Raw genomic sequence first — 24,937 nt, 5'->3', positions numbered from 1 at the left:
CGGCGGCCCACTCAGGGGCGATCGCCCTGCTGCGCGGAGTCCCGCGACGTCCAGCGCTGCTGCACACGCGGATCGCCGGCGCGCTGCTGCAACTGCTGCTGTTGCTGCTGCAAGGCACGCTGCTGGGCTTCCTGCGCTTGGCGCATCGCGTTGTGTTGCTGGGCCTGCTGCTGCGCCTGCATCTGCTGCTGCGCGCGCAAGGCCTGCTGCTGTTGCAACTGCTGCATCTGCTGGGCCTGTTGCTGCGCCTGCATCTGCTGCTGTGCCCGCAGGGCCTGCTGCTGTTGCAGCTGCTGCATCTGTTGGGCCTGTTGCTGCGCCTGCATCTGCTGCTGTGCCCGCAAGGCCTGCTGCTGTTGCATCTGTTGGACCTGTTGGGCCTGTGCCTGTGCCTGGGCAGCGGCACGCTGCTGCATCTCCTGCTGCTGGCGTATGGCCTGCAACTGCATCTGCTGCTGTGCCTGTGCCTGTGCCTGTGCCTGTGCCTGTGCCTGTGCCTGTGCCTGTGCCTGCGCGGCGCGCTCCTGTTGCTGCTGGCGCAGCCCGTCGCGTTGCTGCATCTGCTGAAGTTGCTGCGCCTGCTGGAGTTGCTGCGCCTGTTGCGCCTGTTGCAACTGCTGGGCCTGTTGGAAGCGCTGTGCCTGCTGCGACTGAAGTTGCTGCTGCGCCTGCGCCTGTGCTGCGCGCTGCTGGAGCTGTTGCTGCGCTTGCTGTGCCTGCTGCTGTTGCCGTGCCTGCTCGAACTGGAATTGCTGCTGCTGTCGTGCCTGAAAAGCAGGCGGCGGCAGCGAAGCGGCGGGGCGCCCGAAGCCGCCGAAGTGGCGATCGCCGCGCGGCGGGATTGGCACCGCCGGTGCGACCTGCATTTGCGCGATGCGGTCCTCGGGCACGCGCAGGAAATCGCGCCGGGCGATGGGGCCGCGGCCGAAGATGTCCACTGGCACCAGCGAGAGGGCGCCGGGTGTGTTGCGGTGCAGGTACTCGGCACGCGCGAGCTGCCGCTGGTAGGCGATCGCGCGATTGGCCTCGTCGATGTAGCGCTGGCTGGCGCGGTAGCCCGGCCGCCAGGGTTCGCCCGGCGCGAGCGGGAACCAGCCCACGCCGTTGCGGCCGCCGCCGATGTTGGCACCGCCCACGAAGCCGACCAGCGCCGGCGCATAGATCGGCCGCGCATTCGGCCGGCCCGGGACCCAGCACCAGCGCGAGCCGATGCGTGCCCAGCGGCCGTAGTGGGAAGGCGCAAAGCCCCACGGTTGGGCATCGACCCAGGTCCAGCCCCAGGGTGCGACGTTGACCCACTGGCCGTCGCGGTAGGGCGCCCAGTCGGCGTCCACATTGCGCGGGTACCAGACGTTGCCGTATTCGGGAACGTTCTGCCAGTCGCCGTAGTTGTCGAGCTGCTGGTAGCCGACCACTTCGCGCGAGACGTAGCGCGCCGAGATCGACTGCTCTTCGATGCGGTCGCGCTCGGCCACCCAGCGCTCGAAGGCGTCGTTGCCGGCGCGCACCGGGCCTCCGCTCACTGCCGCCAGATTGCGCCCCGATACCGTGAGCTGCTGGCGCGCGCCGAGCGGCATCGATTCGCCGCCCTCGCCATAGAGCGTGGCGCTGCCGGCGGCAATGGCCACGCGCGTGGTGCCGGCGGCCGGATCGGCCTCGATGCGGTAATCGCCCGGGGCGTCGATCACCACAGCAAGGTTGCCGGTGTCGATCTCGAAGCGCTGGCCCGCCAGCTCGTCGCGCACGCGCAGCTGCAGGCGGCCCTGCTGCGCCGTGATGCGCGCGGTGTCGTCGTCGAGTTCGGACACCGCGATGCTGGTTTGGTCGTCCAGGCGCAGCGTGGCGGAGCCCACGTGCAGCTCGGCGCGGGCATTGCGATCGGTCCAGAGGCGGTCGCCGGTGGTGATCGGCCGGTTCGGGACCACGTCGTACCAGCTGTCGTCGCCAGCCGGCGAGAAGCTGATGGTGCCTTGATGGAAATTGAGGCGGGCCACGCGGCCCGGCGGATCCTGCTGGGCAAAGGCTGCAAGCCCGGTGAAGAGCAGCGCCAGACCCAGCAGCCAGCCGGCCGCGCGGCGGCCGGACGTCGAGGTGGTGCGGTGTTTCATGGGTCGTTCCCTTCGTGACGTCCCTATTAACGCGCGAGCGGGCCCGGCGCTGGCATCCGCTTTGCAAAGCTTTGGAAATATCGCGCCCGGTGCGCAACCTGATGTAAGCGTCTAGGGGGTCTGCGGATGCGAGAGAAAGAAGCGCAGCATCTCGGCGCTCGCGTCCGGCCCGGTGGGATCGGTGAACGAACCCGCGGCGCTGCCCCCGGCCCAGGCGTGGCCGGCGCCGTGCAGCAGCCAGTGCTCGACCGCGACGCGGCCATGGGCATCGGCGTAGGTGCGGCGGGCATAGGCGCGGCCTTGCTTTGACCGGCCCTGCGTCTCGTGCGCTTGCGGCTTGCCGGGGCCGGACTCGGCAGCGAGCGCGGCCGTCGCCACCTCTTCCCCGTTGCGCGGATGCACCGTCTCGTCGGCATCGCCATGGAACACGATGGTCGGCCGCACCGGGCCCGCCGTCGCGGCCACCGCCGCGCCGTTCTTCATCGCGGCCAGCGCCGACATCAGATCTTTCGCCGCGCCGATCGGCAGGCCCGAGTGCACGCCGACCGCAGCGAAGAGTTCGGAGTGGGTGCGCCCCAGGATGTCGGCCATCGCGCCGCCGGCCGAAAGGCCCGCCACGTAGACGCGCGCCGGATCGACCGCCTGCTCCGCCATCACCGCTCGCGTGAGCGCGGCCAGGAGCGCCGGCTCGCCGCGCTCGCGCTGCTGGTGCTGCGGCAGAAACCAGTTCCAGCACCTCGCGGCGTTGTGCTGCTTCGTCTGCGTCGGGTAGAGCACCAGGAAACCGCGCTCGGCGGCGAGCCGGTTCATCTGCGTGCCGGCGGCGAAGTCATCCGGGTCCTGCGTGCAGCCGTGCAGCATCAGCAGCAGCGGACGCCTCTGGCCGGCGCCCTTGGCTGGCACGAAGAGCTTGTAGGCGATATGGCGGTGCTGGTGCGCGAAGCTGCCCTCCAGCCACTGCCCCGGGAGGGCTTCGGCGGCAGGCGGCAACAGGCCGATGCGTCGCAGGGCGTGCGGGACGGCGCGCGTCCAGCGCGCCAGGCGTTCGAGCAGAGGGTTCATGGCAGGCGGGTCGGCTGAGAGCGGCCCATTGTCGGCCGCACGTGCCGTGCACCTACTTGTACAACAGCTGCGGCAGCCAGAGGCCGATCTGCGGCCAGATGTAGAGCAGCAGGATGGCGAGCACCTGGATGCCCATGAAGGGCAGCATGCCGAGGAAGATCTGGTTCAGCGTCACGTGCGGCGGACTCACGCCCTTCAGGTAGAAGGCCGCCATCGCGACCGGCGGCGAGAGGAAGGCCGTCTGCAGGTTCAGCGCCACCAGCAGACCGAAGAACAGCGGATCGACGCCGAAGTTGTCCAGGAGCGGAATGAAGATCGGCATGAAGATCACGATGATCTCGGTCCATTCGAGGGGCCAGCCCAGCACGAAGATGATGACCTGGCTCAGCACCAGGAACTGGACCTTCGTGAGGTTCATGCCGAGGACCCATTCCTCCACCAGCGCCTGCCCGCCGAGCAGCGCGAAGGCGGCCGAGAAGATGGCCGAGCCGACGAACAGCCAGCACACCATGGCGGAGGTCTTGGCCGTCAGGAAGACCGACTCCTTCAGCACGCTCATCGTGAGCCGGCGATAGGCGGCCGCGAGCAGGAAGCCGCCCAGCGCCCCCATGGCCGCCGCTTCCGTCGGCGTCGCGAGACCGAGCACGATGGAGCCGAGCACGGACAGGATCAGCAGCATCAACGGAAAGAAGGATGCCAGCAGCATCTTGAAAATCTCGAGCCGCGCGAAGCTCAGGAACAGGTAGAACAGCGCGACGATCGCGCCGAGCACGGCGAAGCAGATCCACCACCAGGTCGGCGCTGCGCGGGTGGTGGCGGTGTCGGCGGCCGGCGTGTTGCCCGCTTCGGCAGCGGCTGCGGCCGGCGGCGCGGCGGCAGCGCCGGGCGGCTCCTGCACGCTGCCGGAAGAAGAGGGCGGCTCGGCCAATCCGCCCTCGCTCGGCGGCTCCTGCAGGCCGCCTTCGTTGTCGGCCGGGGGTTCCTGCAGGCCGCCCGCCTGTTCGTCCGGCGCGCTGCGCGCGGCACCGATTTCCTGGATGTCGTAGCGCGCCTCGGCGGCCACCGTGGTCACGGCGCGGTAGCTGGTCAGCGCCAGGATCGCGAAGATCAGGCCCGGCAGCAGCACGATGCTCAGCTGCCGCAGCAGGTGGCCGACCGGAACATCGGCGTTGCGCCGGCCCTTGAGCGCGGCGACCAGCCGCCCGAGCGCATGGGCGCCGGGGTCGGTCGTGAGCCGCTGGGTGAGTGGCGGCAGCGGCACGGCCCGGTCGGCCGCCGACAGCGGCGGCGCCCAGGCCGGCTTGAGCTTGGCGACGATGATCACGTAGACGACGTAGAGCGAGGCCAGCATCACGCCGGGGAAGAAGGCGCCCGCGTAGAGCTGCACCACCGACACGCCGGCGGTCGCGCCGTAGACGATCAAGAGCACCGACGGCGGGATCAGGATGCCGAGGCAGCCGCCCGCCGTGATCGAACCCGCGGCGAGCGGAATACTGTAGCCGGCGCGCAGCATCGCGGGCAGCGCCAGCAGGCCCATCAGCGTGACCACCGCGCCGACGATGCCGGTGGCGGTCGCGAAGATCGTGCAGGTGACCAGCGTGGCCACGGCCAGCGCGCCCGGCAGGCGCGCCATCGCGAGGTGCAGGCTCTTGAACAGCGTCTCGATCAGGTTGGCCCGCTCGACCAGGTAGCCCATGAAGACGAACAGCGGCACGGCGATCAGCACGTCGTTGGACATCGTCTTGTAGGCCGCCTGCACCATCAGGTCGAGCGTGTGGGTGGTGTTCCGGTCGTAGGCGAACCAGGTGAAGATCATCCCCATGCCCATCAGGGTGAAGGCGGTGGGAAAGCCCAGCATGATCGCGACGACCACCAGCGACAGCATCAGCAGGCCGAGGTGGCCGTTGGTGATGGTCTCCACGCGCAGCAGCATGATCGCCGCGGCGCCGACGATCAGGAACATGAACGAGAGGCCGAACCAGAGCTCCTTGCGGATCTTCATTTCGTCGCCTCCTTCGAGGCGATCACGGCGTCCAGCGCCTCGATGTCCTTGTCGTCGACGTGCACCATCTCCTTGAGCTTCTCGACGTCGACTTCCTCCACGTCTTCTTCGCGCGAGGGCCAGACGCCGTCCCGGATGCACTGCACGCAGCGCACGATCTCGACGAAGCCCTGCAGCAGCAGCGTGATGCCGGCCAGCGGGATGATGTACTTGAAGGGATAGAGCGGCAGCGGATCGGCCGAGAAGGTCTGTTCGCGAATGGCGAGCGATTCGCCCGCATAGATCCAGCCGGCCCAGGTCAGCGCGACGATGCCGGGCAGGAAGAAGAGGATGTAGAGCGCCAGGTCGAAGATGGCCTGCGTGCGCGGCCGGAAGAAGCCGTAGAGCACGTCGCCGCGCACATGGCCGTTCTTGCTCAGCGTGTAGGCGCCGGCGGTCATGAACAGCGTGCCGTACAGCATGATCTGTGCATCCAGCACCCAGGCGTGCGGCCGGTTGAGCGCGTAGCGGGAGAACACCTCCCAGCTGATGAGCACGGTCAGCAGCACTGCGCACCAGGCGAAGGCCTTGCCGATCAAAGTCGAGAAGCGGTCGACCGCCAACATAAAAGATTGCATAACGGATCCTGGCCTCGCGGGGCCGCAAAAAGAAGGAGGGGCACCTCAGGTGCCCCTCGCCGTGAGAGCAGTGGTCAGGACTTCTTCGCCTGGCGTCCGAAGTAGTGGTTGTAGGCCATCTTGAAGTCGACGGTGTAATCGTTGTACCACTGGCCGACCCGTTCCGCGAAGGCCTTTTGGGAGTCCAGCACCTTCTTGAACATCGGGTTCTCGGTCGCTTTCTTGGCCACAGTCTTGTCCCACGACACGAGCTGCGCGCGCAGGATCGGATCGGGCGTCTTGTAGAACTTGACCCCTGCCTTCTTCAGCTCGATGTAGTCCTGCGAGTTGCGCTCCATCGCCTTCCAGCTCATGTCGGCGCTGGCCGCCTGGACGCCGTACTCGATGATCGCCTTCAGCTCGGCCGGCAGCGCGTTGAGCTTGCCTCGGTTGAACAGGATCTCGAACTGCTCGCCCGACTGGTGGAAGCTCTGCAGCATGCAGTTCTTCGCGACGTCCGGGAAGCCGAGCACCCGGTCGCTGGACGCGTTATTGAATTCGGCCGCATCGATCAGCCCGCGGTCCAGCGCGGGCACGATCTCGCCGCCCGGCAGCGGGTTGACCGCGGTTCCCATGTCGGTGAACACGTCCACCGCCAGGCCGACGGTACGGAACTTCAGGCCCTTCATGTCCTCGACCTTCGCGACCGGCTTCTTGAACCAGCCCAGCGGCTGCGTCGGCATCGGACCGTAAAGGTAGGACGCGACGTCGAGATTGAGGCCTTTGTAGATCTCTTCGAGCAGCGCCTTGCCGCCGCCGTAGTTGTGCCAGGCCAGCACGGTGTTGGCGTCCATGCCGAAGCCGGGGCCTGAACCCCACAGCGCGAGTGCGGAGTTCTTTCCGTACCAGTAGGCGACCACGCCGTGGCCGCCGTCGAGCGTGCCCTTGGCCACCGCGTCCAGCAGCTGGAAGGCCGGCACCACGGATCCGGCGGGCAGCACCTCGATCTTGAGGCGCCCGCCGGCCATGTCATTGACCTTCTTGGCGAAATCCTGTGCGTACTCGTGGAAGATGTCCTTCGAAGGCCATGTGCTCTGGAAGCGGAAGGACGCGGTCTGCGCCATGCTGACCATGGGCGCGGACATGGCGCCGGCCGCCACGGCTGCGCCTTTGAGCAGGCTGCGGCGGCGGTTCGGTTTGTTCTCGGTCATTGCGTATTTCTCCGTTGATGTGTCTGGAAAACCCCAGACTGCCATCTTTGACAGCTGAACAATCGCGACAAAGAGGGTTTTCACGAACTGGTGAAAAATCATGCGATGCGGAACGGACTTCTGACGCAAAGACCGCCCGCTTCTAAGCAGTAACCCTAGGAAACAGAAGGATGACAGTGACATGAACCAGCCGGCCCCGAACACAAGCAACGCAGGCAACGCACCAGCCGGTGAACGAGCGGGCGTGCGGCCGGCCGAGGGCTATGCCGGCGACGTGACGCCCGAACAGGCCTACGCGTGGGTCGCCAGCGGCGAAGCCGTGCTGGTCGACGTGCGCAGCGATGCCGAGCGCGAATGGGTGGGTTTTGTGCCCGGCGGGGTGGGTCTGGCCTGGAAGCAGTGGCCGGGGATGGCGCTCAACGCGGGATTCGACGAGGGTCTCAAGGCCGCCGTGCCGGCGGGCAAGAAGGTTGTGATGCTGTGCCGCAGCGGCGTGCGTTCCATCTCGACCGCGCGGCGCGCCACCGAACTGGGTCTCGAGGCCTACAACATCCTCGAAGGTTTCGAGGGCGACGCCGACGCCGAGGGCCATCGCGGGCGCAAGGGCGGCTGGCGCCTGCGCGGCTTGCCCTGGAAGCAGAACTGACCGTTTACTTGAGGGGAGGGATGCGGAGTTTTTGGCCGGGGTAGATCTTGTCCGGGTGGCTCAGCATCGGCTTGTTGGCTTCGAAGATCGCGTTGTACTTGTTGGCATCGCCGTAGTACTTCTTCGAGATGGCCGACAGCGTGTCGCCCTTGACCACGTCGTGGTACTGCGCCGGATCGGCCGCGGGTGCCACCAGCTTGTTGTCGACCTGGCTCACGTTGGCCACATTGCCCGCCGCGAGCGATGCTTTTTCGCTGGCCTCCTGCGAGGGGGCGTTGCCCGCGAGCGTGACCACGCCCGAGGTGGCGACGTAAGTCACTTCCAAACCGGTCAGGCCCAGGTTCTGGGTCTCGATGTAGGTCTTGATCGCGGCGGCTGCCTTCTGGTTGGCATCCGGTTCCGCCGCCTGGGCCGAAGAGCCTCCGAACAGTTTTTCCCCCGCCTCTTTGATGAAACTCAGCAAACCCATGGTGTTCTCCTTGCGCCTTGGTTGATCGGAAGGGCACTGTACCGTCGGAAAGTGACCGCGGCGCGTAGGCTGCGACCGCATGTGCAAGCGCCCGTAAGAACAACTAGCAATAATGCCGCGCATGGCATTCCTCGCGATCGACATCGGCAACACTCGCCTCAAGTGGTCCCTCTACGATGCGGCGCGGCCGGGCGCGTCGCTGCTGGCGCACGGTGCCGAGTTTCTCGATCACATCGAGCGGCTGGCCGACGGCCCTTGGGCGGACCTGCCCGCGCCGGCGTCGATGCTCGGTTGCGTGGTGGCCGGCGACACGGTACGGCGGCGGGCCGAGGAGCAGGTGGTGGAGCGCTTCGATTGCTCCCCGCGCTGGGTGGTTTCGAGCGCCGCCGAAGCCGGCATCGTGAACGGCTATGACCATCCGACGCGCCTGGGCGCCGATCGCTGGGTCGCGATGATCGGCGCGCGCCACCGCATGCTGTCGCAGGGGCCGACGCGTCCGATGGTGGTGGTGATGATCGGCACCGCGGTGACGGTCGAGGGCGTGGATGCGAACGGCAAGTTCCTCGGCGGCCTGATCCTGCCGGGCCACGGCATCATGCTGCGCGCACTCGAATCGGGCACCGCGGGCCTGCACGTGCCCACCGGTGAGGTGCGCGAATTCCCCACCAACACCAGCGATGCGCTGACCAGCGGCGGCACCTATGCGATCGCGGGTGCGGTGGAGCGCATGGTGCAGCACGTGCGCTCGCACTGCGGCGTGGAGCCGGCCTGCTACATGACGGGCGGGGCGGCCTGGAAGATGGCGCCGAGCATGAATGGGGAGTTCGAGCTCGTGGATGGGTTGATCATGGATGGGTTGCTCGTGATTGCGCAGGAGCGCCTGTTGGCGTCCTAGGAAGCCAGCCCGTCCACCGCCTGGAACATCGCCTGCCGCGCCTGGCTGATGACCTGCCCTCGCCAGGCATCCGTGTCCGTGTAGAAGGTCTCCAGCATCTGCGACCGGATGGCCGCGGCCAGTTCGGCCGGCGCCTCCGGATGCTTGTGGAGCCAGTGATCGGCCCGCAGGGCCTGCGTCACTTCGAGCATGGACAAGGTTCCGTACTCGAGCGCGATCGAGGTGTGCTCGGCCTGCGGGCATTCGTCGTCGAGCGCGTAGCACATCAAGCCGGTCAGAAAGGCGGAGGTGGACGAGCCGTCGTACATCGAGGTCACCGGCGCCGCTGTGGTGCCCCACCAGGCATTGGCGCGCGCATAGGCCGCCTTGTCGTCCCTGCCGGCGAAGATGCGCTCGCCGATGCCGCTGGGTCCGAGGCCGGTGTGGAAATCGATCCAGCCGATGCGCCGCGCGCCGGCAGCGTGTGTGCGCAACACCTCGCGCAGGGTCCTGTTGCTCCAGGTCGGCGCGTCGCCGCCGTAGAACAGGCCGTCGGCAAACTGGTACTGCCCGCGCGTCACGGCGGCCTGATAGAAGCCCAGGCCCTCGCGTTCGATGAGACTGCCGATCTCGGCCTGGTTGGCCGGCGTCGGTGGCCACTCATCGGGCAGGAGCAACGGATGCAAGCGGGCGTACGCCTCGTTGACGGGCCGCGGCTGCGAGAAGTCGAGGAAGTTGCGGTTCAGGTCCACGTTCTCGTGCGTCACGCGCCGGCTGTACGAGAAGCCGTACGGATTGAGCGCATGCACGTACAGCACGGCCACGCCCTGGTCGCGCGCCTTCTCGCGCCACTCGGCATCGTGCAGCGCGAAGGCCTGCACGCCGCTGCCGCAATGGCCTTCGACGCCGTGGCAGGCGCTGCTCACGATCAACAGCTTTTCGGCCTTCGCTTCGCCATCGAGCGCCACGTCCATCGCGAGCGCTTCGCCGTCGCGCCCCTTGAGCGGATGGACATGGGAGCGCGCGGCCAGCCCGGCGCTCGCGCAACCCTGCAGGAACTTCTGGCGTGCCTGCGCGTAGCGAGGGGAGAAGGCCTCGCCGACGCCGATCATGCGGCCGTCCCTTCAGGCGCCTTCGGCCCCTGGAGGAACTCTTCGGCCAGCCGGACCCAGCAGGTCGCGCCCAGCGGAATCAGATCGTCGTTGAAGTCGTAGCTCGCGTTGTGCAGCATGCAGGGCCCGCCGCCGTGGTGCATGTCGCGGTGGCTGCCGTCGCCGTTGCCGATGAAGGCATAGGCGCCCGGCTTGGCCAGCAGCATGAAGGCGAAGTCTTCGGCCGTCATGGCGGGCTCCTGCACCAGCACGTTGTCCGCGCCGACGATGCCGGCCATCACGCGGCGTGCGAAGTTCGCTTCGTCGGCCGTGTTGATGGTGGGCGGGTAGTTGCGGTGGAAGCGGAACTCGCACTGCGCATCGTGCGCGGCGCTCACGTGCTCGGCGATCTTCTGCATGCGGGCCTCGATCAAGTCGAGCACCTCCAGCGTGAAGGTGCGCACCGTGCCCTTGAGCTCGCAGCTGTCGGGAATCACGTTGTTGGCCTCGCCCGCGTGGATCATCGTGACCGAGATCACGCCGGCGTCGGTGGGCTTCTTGTTGCGCGTGATGATGGTCTGGAAGGCCTGCACCATCTCGCAGGCCACCGGCACCGGGTCGATGCCGGTGTGCGGCAGCGCCGCATGGCCGCCCTTGCCGCGGATGGTGATGGTGAACTCGTTGCTCGAGGCCATGGCCGGCCCCGGGCTCACCGCGAACTGGCCGGCCTTCATGCCCGGCCAGTTGTGCATGCCGAACACGGCTTCCATCGGGAACTGCTCGAAGAGACCTTCCTTGACCATCTCGCGCGCGCCGCCGCCGCCTTCTTCGGCGGGCTGGAAGATCAGGTAGACCGTGCCGTCGAAGTTGCGGTGCTTCGCCAGATGCTGCGCCGCTGCCAGCAGCATCGACGTGTGGCCGTCGTGGCCGCAGGCGTGCATCTTGCCGGGGTGCTTGCTCGCATGCGCGAAGGTGTTGAGCTCGGTGACCGGCAGCGCATCCATGTCGGCGCGCAGGCCGACGGCGCGTGTGCTGGTGCCGTTCTTGACGATGCCGACCACGCCGGTGGTGCCGAGGCCGCGGTGGATCGGGATGCCCCATTCGGTGAGCTTGGCCGCCACCACGTCGGCGGTGCGCACTTCCTGGAAGCAGAGTTCGGGATGGGCATGCAAGTCACGTCGAACCGCGGCGATGCCGGCCGCCTCGGTGACGAGGGAATCGATGAGTTTCATGGGCACGAGTCTAGGCTTTGCGCAAGAGGCTCGCAAAGACCGTGCCCCCTCATCCGACTCAGCGGCCGGTTTCCTTCAGCCAGCTGCGGCGGGCTGCCAGCGCGGTGTCGGTGAAGTCGGTGAAGACGCCGTCGACGCCGAGCCGGTAGTAGGCCAGGTACTCGTTGGCCGCGTCCCCCTTGTAATCCGCCGCCAGCCGGCGCGACTCGTTGCGGAAGGTGAAGGGGTGCACGAACAAGCCGGCCTTGTGCGCGTCGGCCACCAGGCTGGTCGGCGCGGTGGAGGTGGCGTCGGCATCGTTGACCTTGCCGTCGCGGTTGACGTCGACCGGCTTGCCGTCGGCGCCCTTGATGCTCACGATGTAGCGCTTCCACGGGCCGATGCCGTCGGCATAGGTCTTGATCTCGGCCAGGCCCGCGGGCGTGACCATGACGTCGAAGTTGCGCTTGTCGCCGGCCTTGGTCCACTCGTAGGGGCGGTCCACCGGCACCGCATAGGTCATGGCGCCGGTCTTCATGTCGATGCCGTCGCCGTCGATCAGCTGGATCAGCCGGGTCTTCAGGCCCTTGCTCTTCATGTACTTGAGGCTGCCGGGCTCGAAGGACTGCACCAGCACCGGCGCCGTGCGGCTGTTCCAGCCCGCGGCCTCGAGCATGGCGATCAGCTTGTCTTCCATGGGCATGCCCAGGTCGCGGAAGTAGGTCGGGTTCTTGGTCTCGGGATAGATGCCGATGGTGCGGCCGGTCTCGCGCGACTTGGCCTTGGCCAGGTCGATCACTTCCTGGAAGGTCGGCACCTTGTACTGGCCGTTGAACTGCTGCGGCCGCTCGGCATCGGTCGAGATCGCGCCGAGGCGCTTGATCTCGGCCAGCGTGAAGTCGTTGCTGAACCAGCCGGTCTGGGTTTCGCCATCGACCTGGATGGTCTTCTTGCGCGCCGCGAATTCGGGGCGCTTGGCGACGTCGGTGCTGATTGCGAGGTTGGGGTCGTGGCGCGTGATCAGCACGCCGTCCTTGGTCGACACCAGGTCCATCTCGATCATGTCGGCGCCGAGTTCGATCGCGCGCGCGTAGGCTTCCAGCGTTTCCTCCGGCAGCAAGCCCGAGGCGCCGCGGTGCGCCACCACCAGCGGCGGCTGGCCGTCGAGCGTGGGCAGCTTGCCCGATGGGCCGGTGCCCGGCAGGCTGCAGGCGGCCAGGCCGAGGGCGGCGCCGGCGGCCAGTGCGGCCTTCGCGATCTTGGATTGCGTCATGAGCTTCTTCTCCATCCGGTTTGAAAAAAAAGCGCAGCCTACTCCCATGCGGTGACAGTATCCCGGCGGCAGCGGCGGGCTGGCCGGACTTCCGGGACAATCGTCCGCATGTCCTATGTGCTTTCCACCCGCAGCCTCGAACTCGCGCAAACGCTGGTGCGCATGAACACCGTGAGCGCCAACAGCAACCTGGAGCTGATCGACTTCGCGCGCGACCACCTCGCCGGCCTGGGCGTGCGCAGCCGGCTCACCTACAACGCCGACAAGACCAAGGCCAACCTGTTCGCCACGCTGGGCGCCGGCAAGAAGGCCGGCGTCATCGTTTCGGGCCATACCGACACCGTGCCCTGGGACGGCCAGGACTGGAGCGTCGACCCGCTCTCGGCCACCGTGCAGGACTGGCCGCAGGGCGGCCATGACGGCGAGGCGGTGCATGCCGAGCCGCGCCTCTATGGCCGCGGGTCGGCCGACATGAAGAGCTTCATCGCGATCGCGCTGGCCAATGCCGAGCGCTTCGTCGAAAGCGAGTCGCCGTTCGCGGTGCACTTCGCCTTCAGCTACGACGAGGAGGTCGGCTGCTTCGGCGTCAAGGAAATGATCGCCGACATGAAGGACCAGGGCATCAAGCCGCTGGCTTGCATCGTCGGCGAGCCGACCCTGATGGTGCCGGCCATCGCGCACAAGGGCGTCTACCGCTACCGCTGCTGCGTGCGCGGCAAGGAGGCGCATTCCTCGCTCACGCCGCAGTCGGTCAATGCGATCGAGATGGCGGCGCGGGTGGTCGGCAAGCTGCGCGACATGGCCGAGGGTTTCGAACGCGACGAACCGCGCTACGCCGGCTTCGACGTGCCCTTCAGCACCGCCAGCGTGGGCCAGTTCCACGGCGGCATCGCCGACAACGTGGTGCCGCGCGATGCCGAGTTCCGCTACGAATTCCGCGATCTGCCCACGGCCGACGCGCAGCAGATGCAGAAGGAGCTGCGCGGCTACGCGAGCCGCATCGAGGCCGGCATGAAGAAGGTCGCGCCCGACGCCGGCTTCAGCTTCGAGACCATCTGCGAGATCCCGAGCTTCCTGACCACGCCCGACGATCCGGTCACTCGCCTCGCGCAGCGCCTGGCCGGCGAAGTGCGCACCACGCTGGTCGCCTTCGGTACCGAGGCCGGCATCTTCAAGAACGCCGGCATCCCGACCGTGGTCTGCGGCCCCGGCAGCATCAATCAGGCGCACCAGCCCGATGAGTACGTGACGCTGGAGCAGCTGGCGCGCTGCGAGCAGTTCCTGCGGGGGCTGGCAACGACAAAGGAAATCCGCTGAAGCGCATCGCCTTCGGCCTGCTCTGCGCCGCCGCGCTGCTGTACGCGGCGGCGACTGCGCTCGAGGCGCAACACCCCGCCTGGGGCTATGTCGCCGCCTTCGCCGAAGCCGCGATGATCGGCGCGATCGCCGACTGGTTCGCGGTGGTGGCGCTGTTCCGGCATCCGCTGGGCCTGCCGATCCCGCACACCGCGATCATCCCGGCCAACAAGGACCGCATCGGCGCCAAGCTCGCCGGCTTCATCTGCAACAACTTCCTGAGCACGCCGCAGGTGCTGGCCAAGCTGGAGCAGCTCGACCCGGCCGCGCGGCTCGCGCACTGGCTTTCGGCGCCCGAGCATGCGGCCAAGCTCGGCGAGCACCTGGTGGCTGCCGCGCGCTACGGGCTCAGCGCTTTCGACGACGCGCGCGTGCGCGCCTTCCTCGGCCGCATCGCGACCGCGGGCTTGGCGCAGGTCGACATCTCGCGGCTGGCGGGCCAGGCGCTCGATGCGCTGACCGCAGACGGGCGGCACCAGGCGCTGCTCGACGACGTGCTGGCGCAGGTCGCCGGCGTGGTCGAAGGCGACGAGGTGCAAGAGCAGATCACCGAGGCGATCGCGCGCGAGATCAGGGCGCTGCGCTACGTGGGCCTGGACCAGGTCGCCGCCAAGCTCGCCACGCGCAAGATCGTGGCCGCGGTGGCGCGCACCATCGCGGAGATGGCGGCCGAGCCCGGGCATCCGCTGCGGCTGCGCTTCGATGTCTTCATGCACGTCTTCATCGCGAAGCTCAAGACCGACCCCGAATTCCATCGCCGGGGCGAAGCGATCCGCGCCGAGCTGCAGGCGCATCCTGCGCTGGGCGACTACCTGCATGGCCTGTGGGGCGAGCTCCTGGCCTGGCTGCACGACGACCTGACGAAGACCGATTCGGGCATTCGCCAGCGCATCGTCGCGATGGCAGGTGCGCTGGGCGCGCGCCTTGCGGCCGACGCGGCGATGCGGCGCTGGATCAACGAGCAGATCGTGGACGCGGCGCCGCGCACGATCGAGCGCTACCGCGAGGACATCCGGCGCTACATCGTCGAACGCGTCGAAGCGTGGAACGCGGACGAGATGACGCTCGAGCTCGAGCGCCACATCGGGCGGGACCTGCAGTTCATCCGGGTGAACGGCACGCTGGTGGGGGGGTTGGTGGGATTGACCATTCACGCGCTGACGCAGGTGACGAGGGCTTAGTCTCGCATCGTGAACACGACCGATAGATACGTCACCGGGCCGCAAGAAGCCCTGGCTCATCGAGCAGGCATCGAGCAGGCATCGAGCGTTCGCATTTGGGGAAGATCGAGCGCGGCGAGCATATGCCGACCCTGGCGTTGATTTTGCGGCTCGCAAGGGCCCTTGGGCGAAGTGCAGGGGAGCTTCTTATGGAGACGGAAGCAAAGCTCGTTGAGAGGCCGCATGCTCCTAGAGCGGAATACTAGTCCGCTGGCGTTGCTTCAAGGCTAGATGCCCACCGCCACAAACCGCGCGACATTTGGCGAGTCGAGTTGTCGGAACGGCGGCACTCTCTCGAGTGCACCCGCCCGGACACATCGGCGATGCGCCCGGACCCCAAGGCAGATGGCTGCTTCGACGCATTCTTCTGTCATCACCGCTTCATGCGGCTGGATCTGCGTAACCCCGCCACTCCATCCTGAGCATTCAAGGTGTTTACTATGTCCCCGCACACCCGTTACCCAGGTTCCCGGTCCGTACAGCGAGACAAGAAAAAGTGAGTCGCCCGCCGGGGCGAATTTCCGGCCCCGGCCTCACACAGGCGCAGCGTACAAATCAAAGCAAAGGCCCGAGTGCCCTCACCCCAACCCTCTCCCAGAGGGAGAGGAAGCCATCAGGTCCGAATTCGCCCATCTCCCGTGATCATCGACAGCTCGACGAACTTCGAAGCCACGTGGTTGCGCGGCGAGAAGGACACCTCGAAGCCGCCGAACTGCTGCCGGTCGATGGATTCCAGTCCCGCGATCAACCCGTCGCGCGTGAGCTTGCCCGGCGCGCGGCGCAGGCCTTCGGTCAGTACCTTGGCGGCCAGATAGCCTTCCATGCTGGAGAAGTTGGCCTTGGTGGCGCCGCCGCTTTTCTTCACCGCGTCGTTGAACTCGCGCGTGATGCCGTTCGCGGCGTAGTAGGGCGAGGGCACGACCTGGGTGACGACGACGCCGGCGCCGTCCTTGCCGAGTTCGTCGGCCAGCGCCTGCGTGCCGACGAAAGACACGTTGTAGAAGGTGCCGCCATAGCCGGCCTTGCGCGCCTCACGGATGAAGGCGGCGCAGGACTTGTAGGCGCTGACCTGGACCACGGCATCCGGCTTCGCGGCCACGATGGTCTTGACCGCTGCCGCAACGTCGACCGAGTTGCGCTCGACCGTCGCGAGCGCTGCCGGCTTCAGGTCCAGCTGCGACAGCGCGAGCGTCGTGCCGTCGAGACCGGCCTTGCCGTAGGCGTCGTTCTGGTAGAAGACCGCGATCTTCTTCAGGCCCAGGTGGGTGAGCTGCTTCACGATCAGCGCGGTCTCGTCGTTGTACGAGGCGCGCAGGTGGAACACGTTCCTGTGGAAGGGCTCGCGCAGCGCCATCGCACCGGTGAAGGGCGCAATGAACGGGATCTTCGCGCCCACGGCCAGCGGCAGGGCCGCCAGGCTGGTGGGCGTGCCGATGTAGCCGAAGAGCGCGAAGGCTTCCTCGTCGATCAGCTTCCTGGTGTTGGCGACGCAGCGGTCGGGCTCGTAGCCGTCGTCGAGGAACTTGATCTGCACGTCGCGATGGCCCGGCGTCGCGTTGTACTGGTCCAGGAACAGCTTGGCACCCTGGTAGAACTGGATGCCCAGCTGCGCGGCCGGCCCCGAGAAGGGCGCCGACTGCCCGAGCACGATCGGCGCTTCGCTCTGTGCCCGCGCGATATGAAAGCCGCCGAGCGCTCCAGCGCCCGCTGCGACCGAAAAGTGCCTGCGATTGATCATCGTGAAAACCCCTCAGCGCATCTTCGGCGCGCAACTTAGACTCGACTGAATACTCGTTGTCCCCGGCCCACCATGACTTCTTCGATCCAGGTGCTCGGCGCCTGTCCGCACGATTGCCCCGACACCTGCGCACTCGTGACCACCGTGCAGGACGGCGTCGCCGTCAAGCTGCAAGGCAACCCGGCGCATCCGCACACGGCCGGCGTGCTCTGCACCAAGGTCTCGCGCTACATCGAACGCAACGACCATGCCGAGCGTCTTGTCCAGCCCTTGAAGCGCGTCGGCCCCAAGGGCAGCGGCCGCTTCGAAGCGGTGACATGGGATGCTGCCCTCGACGACATCGCCGCGCGCTTGAGCGTGTGCAAAAGTAACAATCCGGAAACGATTGTGCCTTACAGCTACGCCGGAACCATGGGTTTGGTGCAGGGCGAATCGATGGACCGTCGTTTTTTTCACAAGCTTGGCGCGTCGCTGCTGGACCGCACGATCTGCTCGACTGCTGGCGGTGAGGCTTTAAGTTTTACTTTGGGCGGCAAGGTCGGCATGCGGGTCGAGTTTTTCGCCGAAGCGAAGCTGATCCTGATCTGGGGCAGCAACTCGATCGCGAGCAACCTGCATTTCTGGCGCCACGCGCAAGCCGCCAAGCGCACCGGCGCGCGGCTGGTGTGCATCGATCCGCGCAAGACCGAGACCGCCGACAAGTGCGACGAGCACATCGCCCTCTTGCCGGGCACCGACGCGGCGCTGGCCCTGGCGCTGATGCACGAGCTGATCGTCAACGACTGGCTGGACCACGACTACATCGCGCAGCACACCCTGGGCTGGGAGCAGCTTCGCGAGCGCGCCCTGCAATGGCCGCCGGCGCGCGCGGCTGAAGTCTGCGGCGTGCCCGAGGCGCAGATCGTGGCGCTCGCGCGCGCCTACGGAACCACGAAGCCGGCCGCGATCCGCCTCAACTACGGCATGCAGCGCGTGCGCGGCGGCGGCAATGCGGCACGCGCCGTCGCCTGCCTGCCCGCCCTGGTCGGCGCCTGGCGGGATCGCGCCGGCGGCCTGCTCCTGAGCAGCTCGGGCCTGTTCCCGGTGGACCGCGCCGCCTTGCAGCGGCCCGACCTGCTGGCCGGCCGGCGCCCGCGCACCATCAACATGAGCGCGATCGGCGATGCGCTGCTCGATACTGCGAACCCGATCCACGCGCTGGTGGTCTACAACAGCAACCCGGTCGCGGTCGCGCCGGAGTCGGGCAAGGTGGTGGCCGGCTTTGCGCGCGAGGACCTGTTCACCGTGGTGCTCGAGCAGTTCCAGACCGACACCGCCGACCATGCCGACTACGTGCTGCCGGCCACCACGCAGCTCGAGCACTGGGACATCCATACCAGCTACGGCCACACCGACGTGCTCTTGAACCGCCCGGCCGTGGCGCCGCGTGGCGAGGCCCGCAGCAACACCTGGGTGTTTCGCGAACTCGCGCGGCGCATGGGCTTCGACGAGCCCTGCTTCTCGGACGACGACGAGACGCTGTGCCGCAGCGCCTTCGCGCCCGGCGCGATCGACTTCGACGAGCTGCAGGCGCAGGGCTTCACCAGCCTGAAGCTGCCCGATGCGCCCTTCGCCGAAGGCGCATTCCCCACGCCCTCGGGACGCTGCGAGTTCTTCAGTGCCCGGCTGGCCGCGCTGGGCCAGGACGGCCTGCCCGACCATGTGCCGAACTACGAAGCGGCCGGCAGCTCCAAGGAGTTTCCGCTCGCGATGATCTCGCCGCCGGCGCGCAACTTCCTCAATTCGAGCTTCGTCAACGTGAAAAGCCTGCGTGCGATTGAGGGCGAGCCGCTGCTCGAGATCCATGAAGCCGATGCGGCGGCGCGCGGCATCGTCGACGGCGCCACGGTGCGCGTGTTCAACCAGCGCGGCGAGCACCGCTGCCGCGCCGAAGTCTCGCGCCGGGCCCGGCCCGGCGTGGTGCACGGCCTCGGCATCTGGTGGCGCAAGCTAGGGCTCGACGGCACCAACGTCAACCAGCTCACGAGCCAGCGCTTGACCGACATCGGGCGTGGGCCGACCTTCTACGACTGCCTGGTCGAGGTAGCTCCAGATGCCTGAGAGGCACGCGTGAACAGGAGGCGCGCGGTCTTCGCGGCGGCGGCCTTGCTGTGCCTGGCCGGCTGCGCCGACCTCGGCTATTACTGGCAGTCGGCCAGCGGCCATCTCGGGCTCATGCGCGCGGCGCGGCCGGTGCCCGAATGGCTGCAGGATCCCGGCGCATCCGACGCGCTCAAGGCCAAGCTGGAACTCACCCAGCGCATCCGCCGCTTCGCCTCCTCCGAGCTCGGCCTGCCCGACAACCCGAGCTACAAGGCCTATGCCAACCTGCATCGCCCGGCCGCGGTCTGGAACGTGGTGGCCGCGCCGCCCTATTCGCTCACGCTCAAGACCTGGTGCTTCCCGGTCGCGGGCTGCGTCGGCTATCGCGGCTACTACAACGACGCCGATGCCAGGGCCGAGGCGGAGGCCCAGCGCGCGCTGGGCCTGGAGGCGGCGGTCTACCCGGTGCCGGCCTATTCCACGCTCGGCTGGATGAACTGGGCCGGCGGCGACCCGCTGCTTTCCACCTTCATCGGCTACCCCGAAGGCGAGCTGGCGCGCATCGTGTTCCACGAGCTCGCGCACCAGGTGCTCTACGTGCCGGACGACACGATGTTCAACGAGTCCTTCGCGACCGCGGTGGAACGCATCGGCGGTGCGCGCTGGCTGCAGACCCAGGCCGGCGAGGCCGCGCGGCTCGAATATGCGCAGTTCGACGGGCGGCGCCAGCAGTTCCGCGCTCTTGCAAACGAGACGCGCCGCGCGCTCGCGGGCATCTATGCCTCGAAGGAGGCGCAGGCCGGGGACTGGCCGGCGGTCGATGCGATGAAGAAGGCGGCCATGGACGATTTCCGCCAGCGCTACGCCGTGCTGCGCACAGGCTGGACCGGCCCGCGCCAGGGCGCCTACGACGCCTGGGTGGCGCGCGCTAACAATGCGATGTTCGGCGCGCAGGCCGCCTACGACGAACTGGTGCCTGCCTTCGAAGCGCTGTTCGAACGCGAGGGCCGGGACTGGCCGCGCTTCTACGCCGCGGTCAAGCGCTTCGCCGCGCTGCCCAAGGGCGGGCGTGCGCAGGCGCTGAAAGCCGCTGCCGTCCCCGCCACGGCGGACACGCACACCCCACAACCCCACAACCACGACAAGGGAGGCCGCGGTGCCTGACATCCACATCGAACGCAGCCACACGCTGGGCATCGAGGCTGCGCGCGCGGTGGCGCGCCAATGGATGCAGAAGGTCGAGCGGGACTACGGCCTCGCATGCAGCTACGACGAAGGCGAGCGCCGCGATGTCGCCCAGTTCACGCGCCCCGGCATCGACGGCAGCGTCGAAGTCACCGCCGACAGCTTCAGGCTGCGTGCGACGCTCGGCCTTCTGTACGCCAGCTTCAGCGACCAGATCGAGCAGCGCCTGCAGCGCAACCTCGACGAACTGCTGGGCACGAGCGAGTCGGACGACGACGACGGCTACAACGACAAGGCCTGGTTGTAGGCGCGGGCGCGTTTTTCAGCGCAGCGATTCGATGAGGTCGATGTACTTCTGCTTGGCCTCGTCGGCGCCCACGCCCTTCTGAGCCGTCCAGGCGTCCCACTTGGCGCGCGCGACGATGTCGCTGAAGCTGGGCTTCTTCTCGGTGTTGTCGCCCTGGGTGGCCTGCTTGAAGAGGCCGTAGATCTTGAGCAGCGTCGGGTTGTCCGGCCGTTCGGCGAGCAGTTTGGAGTTGGCTTGGGCGGCTTCGAACAGGGCGTTCAGATCGGACATGGCGGCAGGCGGGTTGGAACAAGGACGCGCATCTTAAGTGACGCTGTCGTTGATAAAGATCAGTCGGAGAGCCCCGCGCGCGCCAGTTCCACGTCGAGCCGTTCTCGCGCATCGGCCGGCTCCAGGGCGGCCGCTTTCTCATAGAGGCGCGTGGCTTCGGCCATGCGCGACTCACCCTCCAGCATCAGAAGACCGCGGGCGTATTCCATCAGCGCGCTGGCCGAATGGGGATTGAGCTGCAGGCCGCGCCCGAACAGCTCGATCGCGGTTTCGGCGCGCACGCCGTAGGTCATGCGGCCCACCAGCATCCCGACCTTGTCGATGACTTCGGCATGGAAGGCGGCGAGTGCGATGTGGGCATCGGCATGGTGCGGCCGCAGCTCGATCACGCGCTCGAGCGCGCCCTTGACCTTGGTGCCCAGGCCCTGCGCCAGCGCGCGTGCCACGCTGATGCCCTGGCTGTAGCGCCCCAGCGCATAGGCTTGCCAGTACAGCGCCTGGCAGTTGTCGGGCTCTGCGGCGACCTGCGCGGTGGCGCGTTCGACCACCTGCCTGAACAGGGCCTGCCGCACGGCTTCGCGCGGTTCCAGATAGTTGGCATAGATGGCGGTGGCCTGGTTGGCGAGCGCCAGCCCTTCGTGGCCGTGCCGCAGGCCCACGCCGGCGGCTCGCTCGAATTCACCGCTGTGATAGAGCGCCCAACCCTCGGCCAGCGGTCCGGGCACCGGCGGCTGCAGGCCCTGGCCGGCATGCAGCTGCGGCCAGTGGCTGAGAAGGTTGGCCGTGTCGAAGGACGGCGCGTCTCTGTAGGGCAAAAGTGTCCATGGCTCCGTGGCAGGCACCGTGCCGGTCGACAACAGCGAAAGGGGTTGGATGTCGTGGTGGGGCATGCGATGGAAGGATGGAATTTTCAGACCGTTGCTCTGTGATCTTCGCCTGTGTAGGCGCTGCTCAGTGTCAGCAAATGCCGCCGTTGTTCCGTCGCCAAGTAGGGTGCCAGCAGATGCAACGTGTGGTGGGCGCCGCGCAGCAGGGCGCCCTGGGCGTGCGCCGGCTCCAGCGCTTCGCGCGGGTTGCGCACGTACTCGTAGCTCAGCCAGTAGGTCAGCACCACCACCATGCTCTGCGCCAGCGGGTCGACCTCGCGCATGTCGATGTCGAGGTGGCCGGCGCGGCTCATGCCGGCGAGCAGGGTGCGGATGGCGCGCGCCTTGTTCTTCAGGACCAGCTGGAACTGCGTTTCCAGGTGCCGGTTCTTGCTCAGCAGATCGTTGAGGTCGCGATAGAGAAAGCGGTAGCGCCAGATGAGCTCGAACAGGCTGTGCATGAAGAACCAGGCATCCTCGACATCGTGCACGCCTTCGCTGGCATGCAGCAACTCGTTGAGCTCGGTCTCGTAGCCCTCGTAGAGCCGATTGATCAGCTCGTCCTTGGCGGGGTAGTGGTAGTAGAGATTGCCGGGGCTGATGTTGAGCTCGCCCGCCACCAGCGTGGTCGAGACGTTCGGCTCCCCGAAGCGGTTGAACAGGTCAAGCGCGGCTTCGAGGATGCGTTGTGCAGTGCGGCGTGGCGCTTTCTTGGCCAATTCGTAGCCCTGGTTTTTGTCTCCTGGGGCCACTCTAGCGCAAGTCTGTGCCGGCCGGGGTGGGTGTTCTTCCTGCCCCTCAGGCCCCGCTGCCCGGTTTGTGCCGCCGCGACGGCCTCGCGGCCTCGGGCGGCGTGCGCGCGGCGGTCTTGCGCGTGGTGCCGGTCGCGTTCTTCCGCTTCAACTGAGCCTCGAGCGCCTCTACCCGCACCTGCAGCGCGGCCACTTCCTGCGCCGAGGGCATGCCGAGCTTTTCGAGGGCGCGCGCCACGCGGTCTTCGAAGATGGTCTCCAATTTGCCCCAGCCGCCCGCGGCCTTGGTGCCGAACTCGCTCGCAAAGCCCGCCATCCGGGCCTGGGCCTGCGACAGTGTTTCCTCGGCGGCCTGCTGGGTCTTCTTCTGGACGCCGAGGCCATCCTTCACGAGCGCTTCGAAGGCCTTGCTGCCTTCCTGCTGCATCTTGGCGAAGGCGCCCAGGCCGGCGAGCCAGATCTGTTGGGCGGAGTCCTTGATGCGGTCGGGTTTGTCGTCGTCTTTGTTGGCCATGGGCATTCCTTGAAGTACGTCGGAAGCACTCTATCCGCGCTTCGGGTTGCCCGGTAGGGACTGGTCTCTAGCAGCGTCTTGAAACATTCCACGATGGGATAATCGCGGTTCGACCGCCACCCGGCGGTTTTTTTCCAACAAACGGGAGACCCCATGATCCTGGTTACCGGCGGCGCCGGCTTCATCGGCGCCAACTTCGTACTTGACTGGATTGCGCAAGCCGACGAAGCGGTCGTCAATCTCGACAAGCTGACCTACGCCGGCAACCTCGAGACCCTGGCCTCGCTCAACGGCAACCCCAAGCACGTGTTCGTGCAGGGCGACATCGGCGACAGCGCCCTGGTCGACCGCCTGCTGGCCGAGCACAAGCCGCGCGCCGTGCTCAACTTTGCGGCCGAATCGCATGTGGACCGCTCGATCCATGGCCCTGAAGACTTCGTGCAGACCAATGTGCTGGGGACATTCCGCTTGCTCGAATCCGTGCGCGGTTACTGGAGTGCATTGCCGGCCGACCAGAAGGCGGCGTTCCGCTTTCTGCATGTGTCAACCGACGAGGTCTATGGTTCGCTGTCGGCCACCGACCCGGCCTTCACCGAAGAGAACAAGTACGAGCCCAACAGCCCCTACTCGGCCAGCAAGGCCGCCAGCGACCACCTGGTGCGCGCATGGCACCACACCTACGGCCTGCCGGTGCTCACCACCAACTGCTCGAACAACTACGGCCCCTTCCATTTCCCCGAGAAGCTGATCCCGCTGATGATCGTCAACGCGCTCGCCGGCAAACCGCTGCCTGTGTACGGTGACGGCATGCAGGTGCGCGACTGGCTCTACGTCAAGGACCACTGCAGCGCCATCCGCCGCGTGCTCGAGGCCGGCAGGCTCGGCGAAACCTACAACGTCGGCGGCTGGAACGAGAAGCCCAACATCGAGATCGTCAACACCGTGTGCGCGCTGCTCGACGAACTGCGCCCGCGCGCCGACGGCAGGAGCTACCGCGAACAGATCACCTACGTGACCGATCGCCCCGGCCATGACCGCCGCTACGCCATCGATGCGCGCAAGCTGGAGCGCGAGCTGGGCTGGAAACCGGCCGAGACCTTCGACACCGGCATCCGCAAGACGGTTGAGTGGTATCTGGACCATGCCGACTGGGTGCGCAACGTGCAAAGCGGCGCGTACCGCGAGTGGGTGCAGAAACAGTACGAGGCGGCATGAAACTATTGCTGCTCGGCAAGACGGGACAGTTGGGCTGGGAACTCCAGCGCAGTTTGGCGCCGCTCGGAGAGCTGGTCGCGCTGGATTCCGCAAGCAGCGAGTTCCATGCCGATTTCCAGCACCCCGAGCAGGTGGCGCAGACGGTGCTGAAGCTGCGCCCCGACGTGATCGTCAATGCCGCGGCGCACACCGCGGTCGACAAGGCCGAGAGCGAACCCGAACTCGCGCGCACCTTGAATGCGACAGCGCCTGGCGCGATCGCGCAGGCCGCGCAAGAAGTCGGTGCGCTGATGGTGCATTACTCGACCGACTATGTATTCGACGGCAGCGGCAGCAAGCCGTGGCAGGAAGACGATGCCACCGGCCCGCTCAGCGTGTACGGCCGCACCAAACTCGAGGGCGAGCAACTGATTGACGAACATTGCCCGCGTCACCTGATCTTTCGCACCAGCTGGGTCTATGCCGCGCGCGGCGGCAACTTCGCGAAGACCATGCTGCGGCTGGCCAAGGAGCGCGAGCGGCTCACCGTGATCGACGACCAATTCGGCGCGCCGACCGGTGCGGAGCTGCTCGCGGACGTGACGGCCCATGCGATCCGCGACACGCTGCGCGATCCCGCCAAGGCCGGGCTCTATCACCTGGCGGCGGGCGGCGAGACGACTTGGCACGGCTACGCGCGCTTCGTGCTCGAACAGGCGCAGGCGGCGGGTGTCGAACTCAAAGCGCAGCCGACAGCTATCGATCCCGTTCCGACAAGCGCGTTTCCCACACCCGCCAAACGCCCACACAACTCTCGCATGAACACTGACAAGTTGCAGGCCGCGTTTGACCTCAAGCTGCCGCACTGGCAGCTTGGCGTGGCACGCATGCTGGTCGAGACCCTCTAACT

General features: G+C 67.3%; 23 protein-coding genes and 1 pseudogene. 10 read left to right on the top strand and 14 right to left on the bottom strand.

Annotation, left to right across the window (positions count from 1 at the left end; translation table 11 throughout):
* Positions 1-11: 11 nt before the first annotated feature.
* The 5 genes from ACSQ89_RS26265 to ACSQ89_RS26245 all read right to left on the bottom strand — a co-directional run bounded on the left by ACSQ89_RS26265 (position 12) and on the right by ACSQ89_RS26245 (position 6,979).
* Positions 12-2,108: a DUF6600 domain-containing protein gene (locus tag ACSQ89_RS26265; protein WP_436296568.1), complete on the bottom strand. Its 2,097-nt coding sequence runs from the start codon at positions 2,106-2,108 to the stop codon at positions 12-14.
* A 111-nt stretch (positions 2,109-2,219) separates the two neighbouring features.
* Positions 2,220-3,170 (bottom strand): extracellular catalytic domain type 1 short-chain-length polyhydroxyalkanoate depolymerase, encoded by a 951-nt coding sequence (locus ACSQ89_RS26260; RefSeq protein ID WP_436294089.1) that lies wholly within the window; start codon positions 3,168-3,170, stop codon positions 2,220-2,222.
* Positions 3,171-3,222: 52 nt separating this feature from the next.
* Positions 3,223-5,172 carry a TRAP transporter large permease gene (locus ACSQ89_RS26255; protein WP_436294090.1) on the bottom strand — a complete coding sequence of 650 codons (1,950 nt, stop codon included), beginning with the start codon at positions 5,170-5,172 and terminating at the stop codon, positions 3,223-3,225.
* Entirely contained in the window at positions 5,169-5,789 is a 621-nt protein-coding gene (locus ACSQ89_RS26250) for a TRAP transporter small permease subunit (RefSeq protein ID WP_436294091.1), read from the bottom strand. Before ACSQ89_RS26250 ends, ACSQ89_RS26255 begins: the two co-directional genes overlap by 4 nt.
* A 74-nt stretch (positions 5,790-5,863) precedes the next feature.
* Positions 5,864-6,979 carry a TRAP transporter substrate-binding protein gene (locus tag ACSQ89_RS26245; protein WP_436294092.1) on the bottom strand — a complete coding sequence of 372 codons (1,116 nt, stop codon included), beginning with the start codon at positions 6,977-6,979 and terminating at the stop codon, positions 5,864-5,866.
* A gap of 181 nt (positions 6,980-7,160) precedes the next feature.
* On the opposite strand from ACSQ89_RS26245, the gene ACSQ89_RS26240 reads away from it, so the two are divergent.
* Positions 7,161-7,625 (top strand): rhodanese-like domain-containing protein, encoded by a 465-nt coding sequence (locus tag ACSQ89_RS26240; protein ID WP_436294093.1) that lies wholly within the window; start codon positions 7,161-7,163, stop codon positions 7,623-7,625.
* Between the two features lie 4 nt (positions 7,626-7,629).
* Here the strand turns inward: ACSQ89_RS26240 and lysM are convergent, their stop codons facing one another.
* A complete protein-coding gene (gene lysM / locus ACSQ89_RS26235) occupies positions 7,630-8,094 on the bottom strand; it encodes a peptidoglycan-binding protein LysM (protein WP_436294094.1) in 465 nt (154 codons plus the stop codon).
* 121 nt (positions 8,095-8,215) lie between these two features.
* On the opposite strand from lysM, the gene ACSQ89_RS26230 reads away from it, so the two are divergent.
* The gene (locus ACSQ89_RS26230) at positions 8,216-8,989 is read left to right on the top strand and encodes a type III pantothenate kinase (protein ID WP_436294095.1); all 774 of its coding nucleotides are present in this window, start codon (positions 8,216-8,218) and stop codon (positions 8,987-8,989) included.
* Here the strand turns inward: ACSQ89_RS26230 and ACSQ89_RS26225 are convergent.
* The 3 genes from ACSQ89_RS26225 to ACSQ89_RS26215 are packed head-to-tail and all read right to left on the bottom strand — an operon-like array spanning position 8,986 to position 12,543.
* Positions 8,986-10,080 (bottom strand): M14 family metallopeptidase, encoded by a 1,095-nt coding sequence (locus tag ACSQ89_RS26225; protein WP_436294096.1) that lies wholly within the window; start codon positions 10,078-10,080, stop codon positions 8,986-8,988. The two genes, ACSQ89_RS26230 and ACSQ89_RS26225, sit on opposite strands and share 4 nt — an antisense overlap.
* Complete coding sequence (locus ACSQ89_RS26220; RefSeq protein ID WP_436294097.1) at positions 10,077-11,291, bottom strand: M20 aminoacylase family protein; 1,215 nt, start codon at positions 11,289-11,291, stop codon at positions 10,077-10,079. Before ACSQ89_RS26220 ends, ACSQ89_RS26225 begins: the two co-directional genes overlap by 4 nt.
* 58 nt (positions 11,292-11,349) lie before the next feature.
* The gene (locus ACSQ89_RS26215; protein ID WP_436294098.1) at positions 11,350-12,543 is read right to left on the bottom strand and encodes a glycerophosphodiester phosphodiesterase; all 1,194 of its coding nucleotides are present in this window, start codon (positions 12,541-12,543) and stop codon (positions 11,350-11,352) included.
* 108 nt (positions 12,544-12,651) lie between these two features.
* Here ACSQ89_RS26215 and argE point away from each other — a divergent pair, with 108 nt between their 5' ends.
* The 3 genes and pseudogenes from argE to ACSQ89_RS26200 all read left to right on the top strand — a co-directional run.
* A complete protein-coding gene (argE, locus tag ACSQ89_RS26210; RefSeq protein ID WP_436294099.1) occupies positions 12,652-13,860 on the top strand; it encodes an acetylornithine deacetylase in 1,209 nt (402 codons plus the stop codon).
* Positions 13,861-13,973: 113 nt separating this feature from the next.
* A complete protein-coding gene (locus ACSQ89_RS26205) occupies positions 13,974-15,080 on the top strand; it encodes a DUF445 domain-containing protein (protein WP_244503912.1) in 1,107 nt (368 codons plus the stop codon).
* A 68-nt stretch (positions 15,081-15,148) separates the two neighbouring features.
* A pseudogene (locus ACSQ89_RS26200) lies at positions 15,149-15,325 on the top strand (helix-turn-helix domain-containing protein); the annotation flags it as partial.
* A gap of 407 nt (positions 15,326-15,732) precedes the next feature.
* Here ACSQ89_RS26200 and ACSQ89_RS26195 read toward each other — a convergent pair.
* The gene (locus ACSQ89_RS26195) at positions 15,733-16,857 is read right to left on the bottom strand and encodes an ABC transporter substrate-binding protein (protein WP_436294100.1); all 1,125 of its coding nucleotides are present in this window, start codon (positions 16,855-16,857) and stop codon (positions 15,733-15,735) included.
* Positions 16,858-16,929: 72 nt separating this feature from the next.
* On the opposite strand from ACSQ89_RS26195, the gene ACSQ89_RS26190 reads away from it, so the two are divergent.
* From ACSQ89_RS26190 to ACSQ89_RS26180, 3 genes are read left to right on the top strand one after another with little or no spacing between them, the layout of a single operon-like run.
* On the top strand, positions 16,930-18,957 hold the full coding sequence (locus ACSQ89_RS26190) for a molybdopterin-containing oxidoreductase family protein (protein ID WP_436294101.1): 2,028 nt from the start codon (positions 16,930-16,932) through the stop codon (positions 18,955-18,957).
* Positions 18,958-18,966: 9 nt separating this feature from the next.
* Complete coding sequence (locus ACSQ89_RS26185) at positions 18,967-20,103, top strand: aminopeptidase (protein ID WP_436294102.1); 1,137 nt, start codon at positions 18,967-18,969, stop codon at positions 20,101-20,103.
* Complete coding sequence (locus tag ACSQ89_RS26180) at positions 20,096-20,431, top strand: polyhydroxyalkanoic acid system family protein (protein WP_436294103.1); 336 nt, start codon at positions 20,096-20,098, stop codon at positions 20,429-20,431. Before ACSQ89_RS26185 ends, ACSQ89_RS26180 begins: the two co-directional genes overlap by 8 nt.
* Positions 20,432-20,446: 15 nt before the next feature.
* Here ACSQ89_RS26180 and ACSQ89_RS26175 read toward each other — a convergent pair whose 3' ends face one another.
* The 4 genes from ACSQ89_RS26175 to ACSQ89_RS26160 form a co-directional block, all read right to left on the bottom strand.
* Entirely contained in the window at positions 20,447-20,701 is a 255-nt protein-coding gene (locus ACSQ89_RS26175) for an acyl-CoA-binding protein (protein WP_436296567.1), read from the bottom strand.
* A gap of 59 nt (positions 20,702-20,760) precedes the next feature.
* Positions 20,761-21,591 (bottom strand): hypothetical protein, encoded by an 831-nt coding sequence (locus ACSQ89_RS26170; protein WP_436296566.1) that lies wholly within the window; start codon positions 21,589-21,591, stop codon positions 20,761-20,763.
* A 20-nt stretch (positions 21,592-21,611) separates the two neighbouring features.
* Positions 21,612-22,286, bottom strand: a complete 675-nt coding sequence (locus ACSQ89_RS26165; RefSeq protein ID WP_436294106.1) for a TetR/AcrR family transcriptional regulator — start codon at positions 22,284-22,286, stop codon at positions 21,612-21,614.
* A 79-nt stretch (positions 22,287-22,365) separates the two neighbouring features.
* Positions 22,366-22,833 carry a phasin family protein gene (locus tag ACSQ89_RS26160; RefSeq protein ID WP_436294107.1) on the bottom strand — a complete coding sequence of 156 codons (468 nt, stop codon included), beginning with the start codon at positions 22,831-22,833 and terminating at the stop codon, positions 22,366-22,368.
* 153 nt (positions 22,834-22,986) lie between these two features.
* On the opposite strand from ACSQ89_RS26160, the gene rfbB reads away from it, so the two are divergent.
* Positions 22,987-24,048: a dTDP-glucose 4,6-dehydratase gene (gene rfbB / locus ACSQ89_RS26155; protein ID WP_436294108.1), complete on the top strand. Its 1,062-nt coding sequence runs from the start codon at positions 22,987-22,989 to the stop codon at positions 24,046-24,048.
* Positions 24,045-24,935: a dTDP-4-dehydrorhamnose reductase gene (gene rfbD / locus ACSQ89_RS26150; RefSeq protein WP_436294109.1), complete on the top strand. Its 891-nt coding sequence runs from the start codon at positions 24,045-24,047 to the stop codon at positions 24,933-24,935. Before rfbB ends, rfbD begins: the two co-directional genes overlap by 4 nt.
* Positions 24,936-24,937 lie beyond the last annotated feature (2 nt).

The organism is Variovorax sp. LjRoot175 (assembly GCF_964253805.1).
Taxonomy (GTDB): Bacteria; Pseudomonadota; Gammaproteobacteria; order Burkholderiales; family Burkholderiaceae_C; genus Variovorax.
This window is presented reverse-complemented; position numbering and strand designations above follow the sequence as displayed.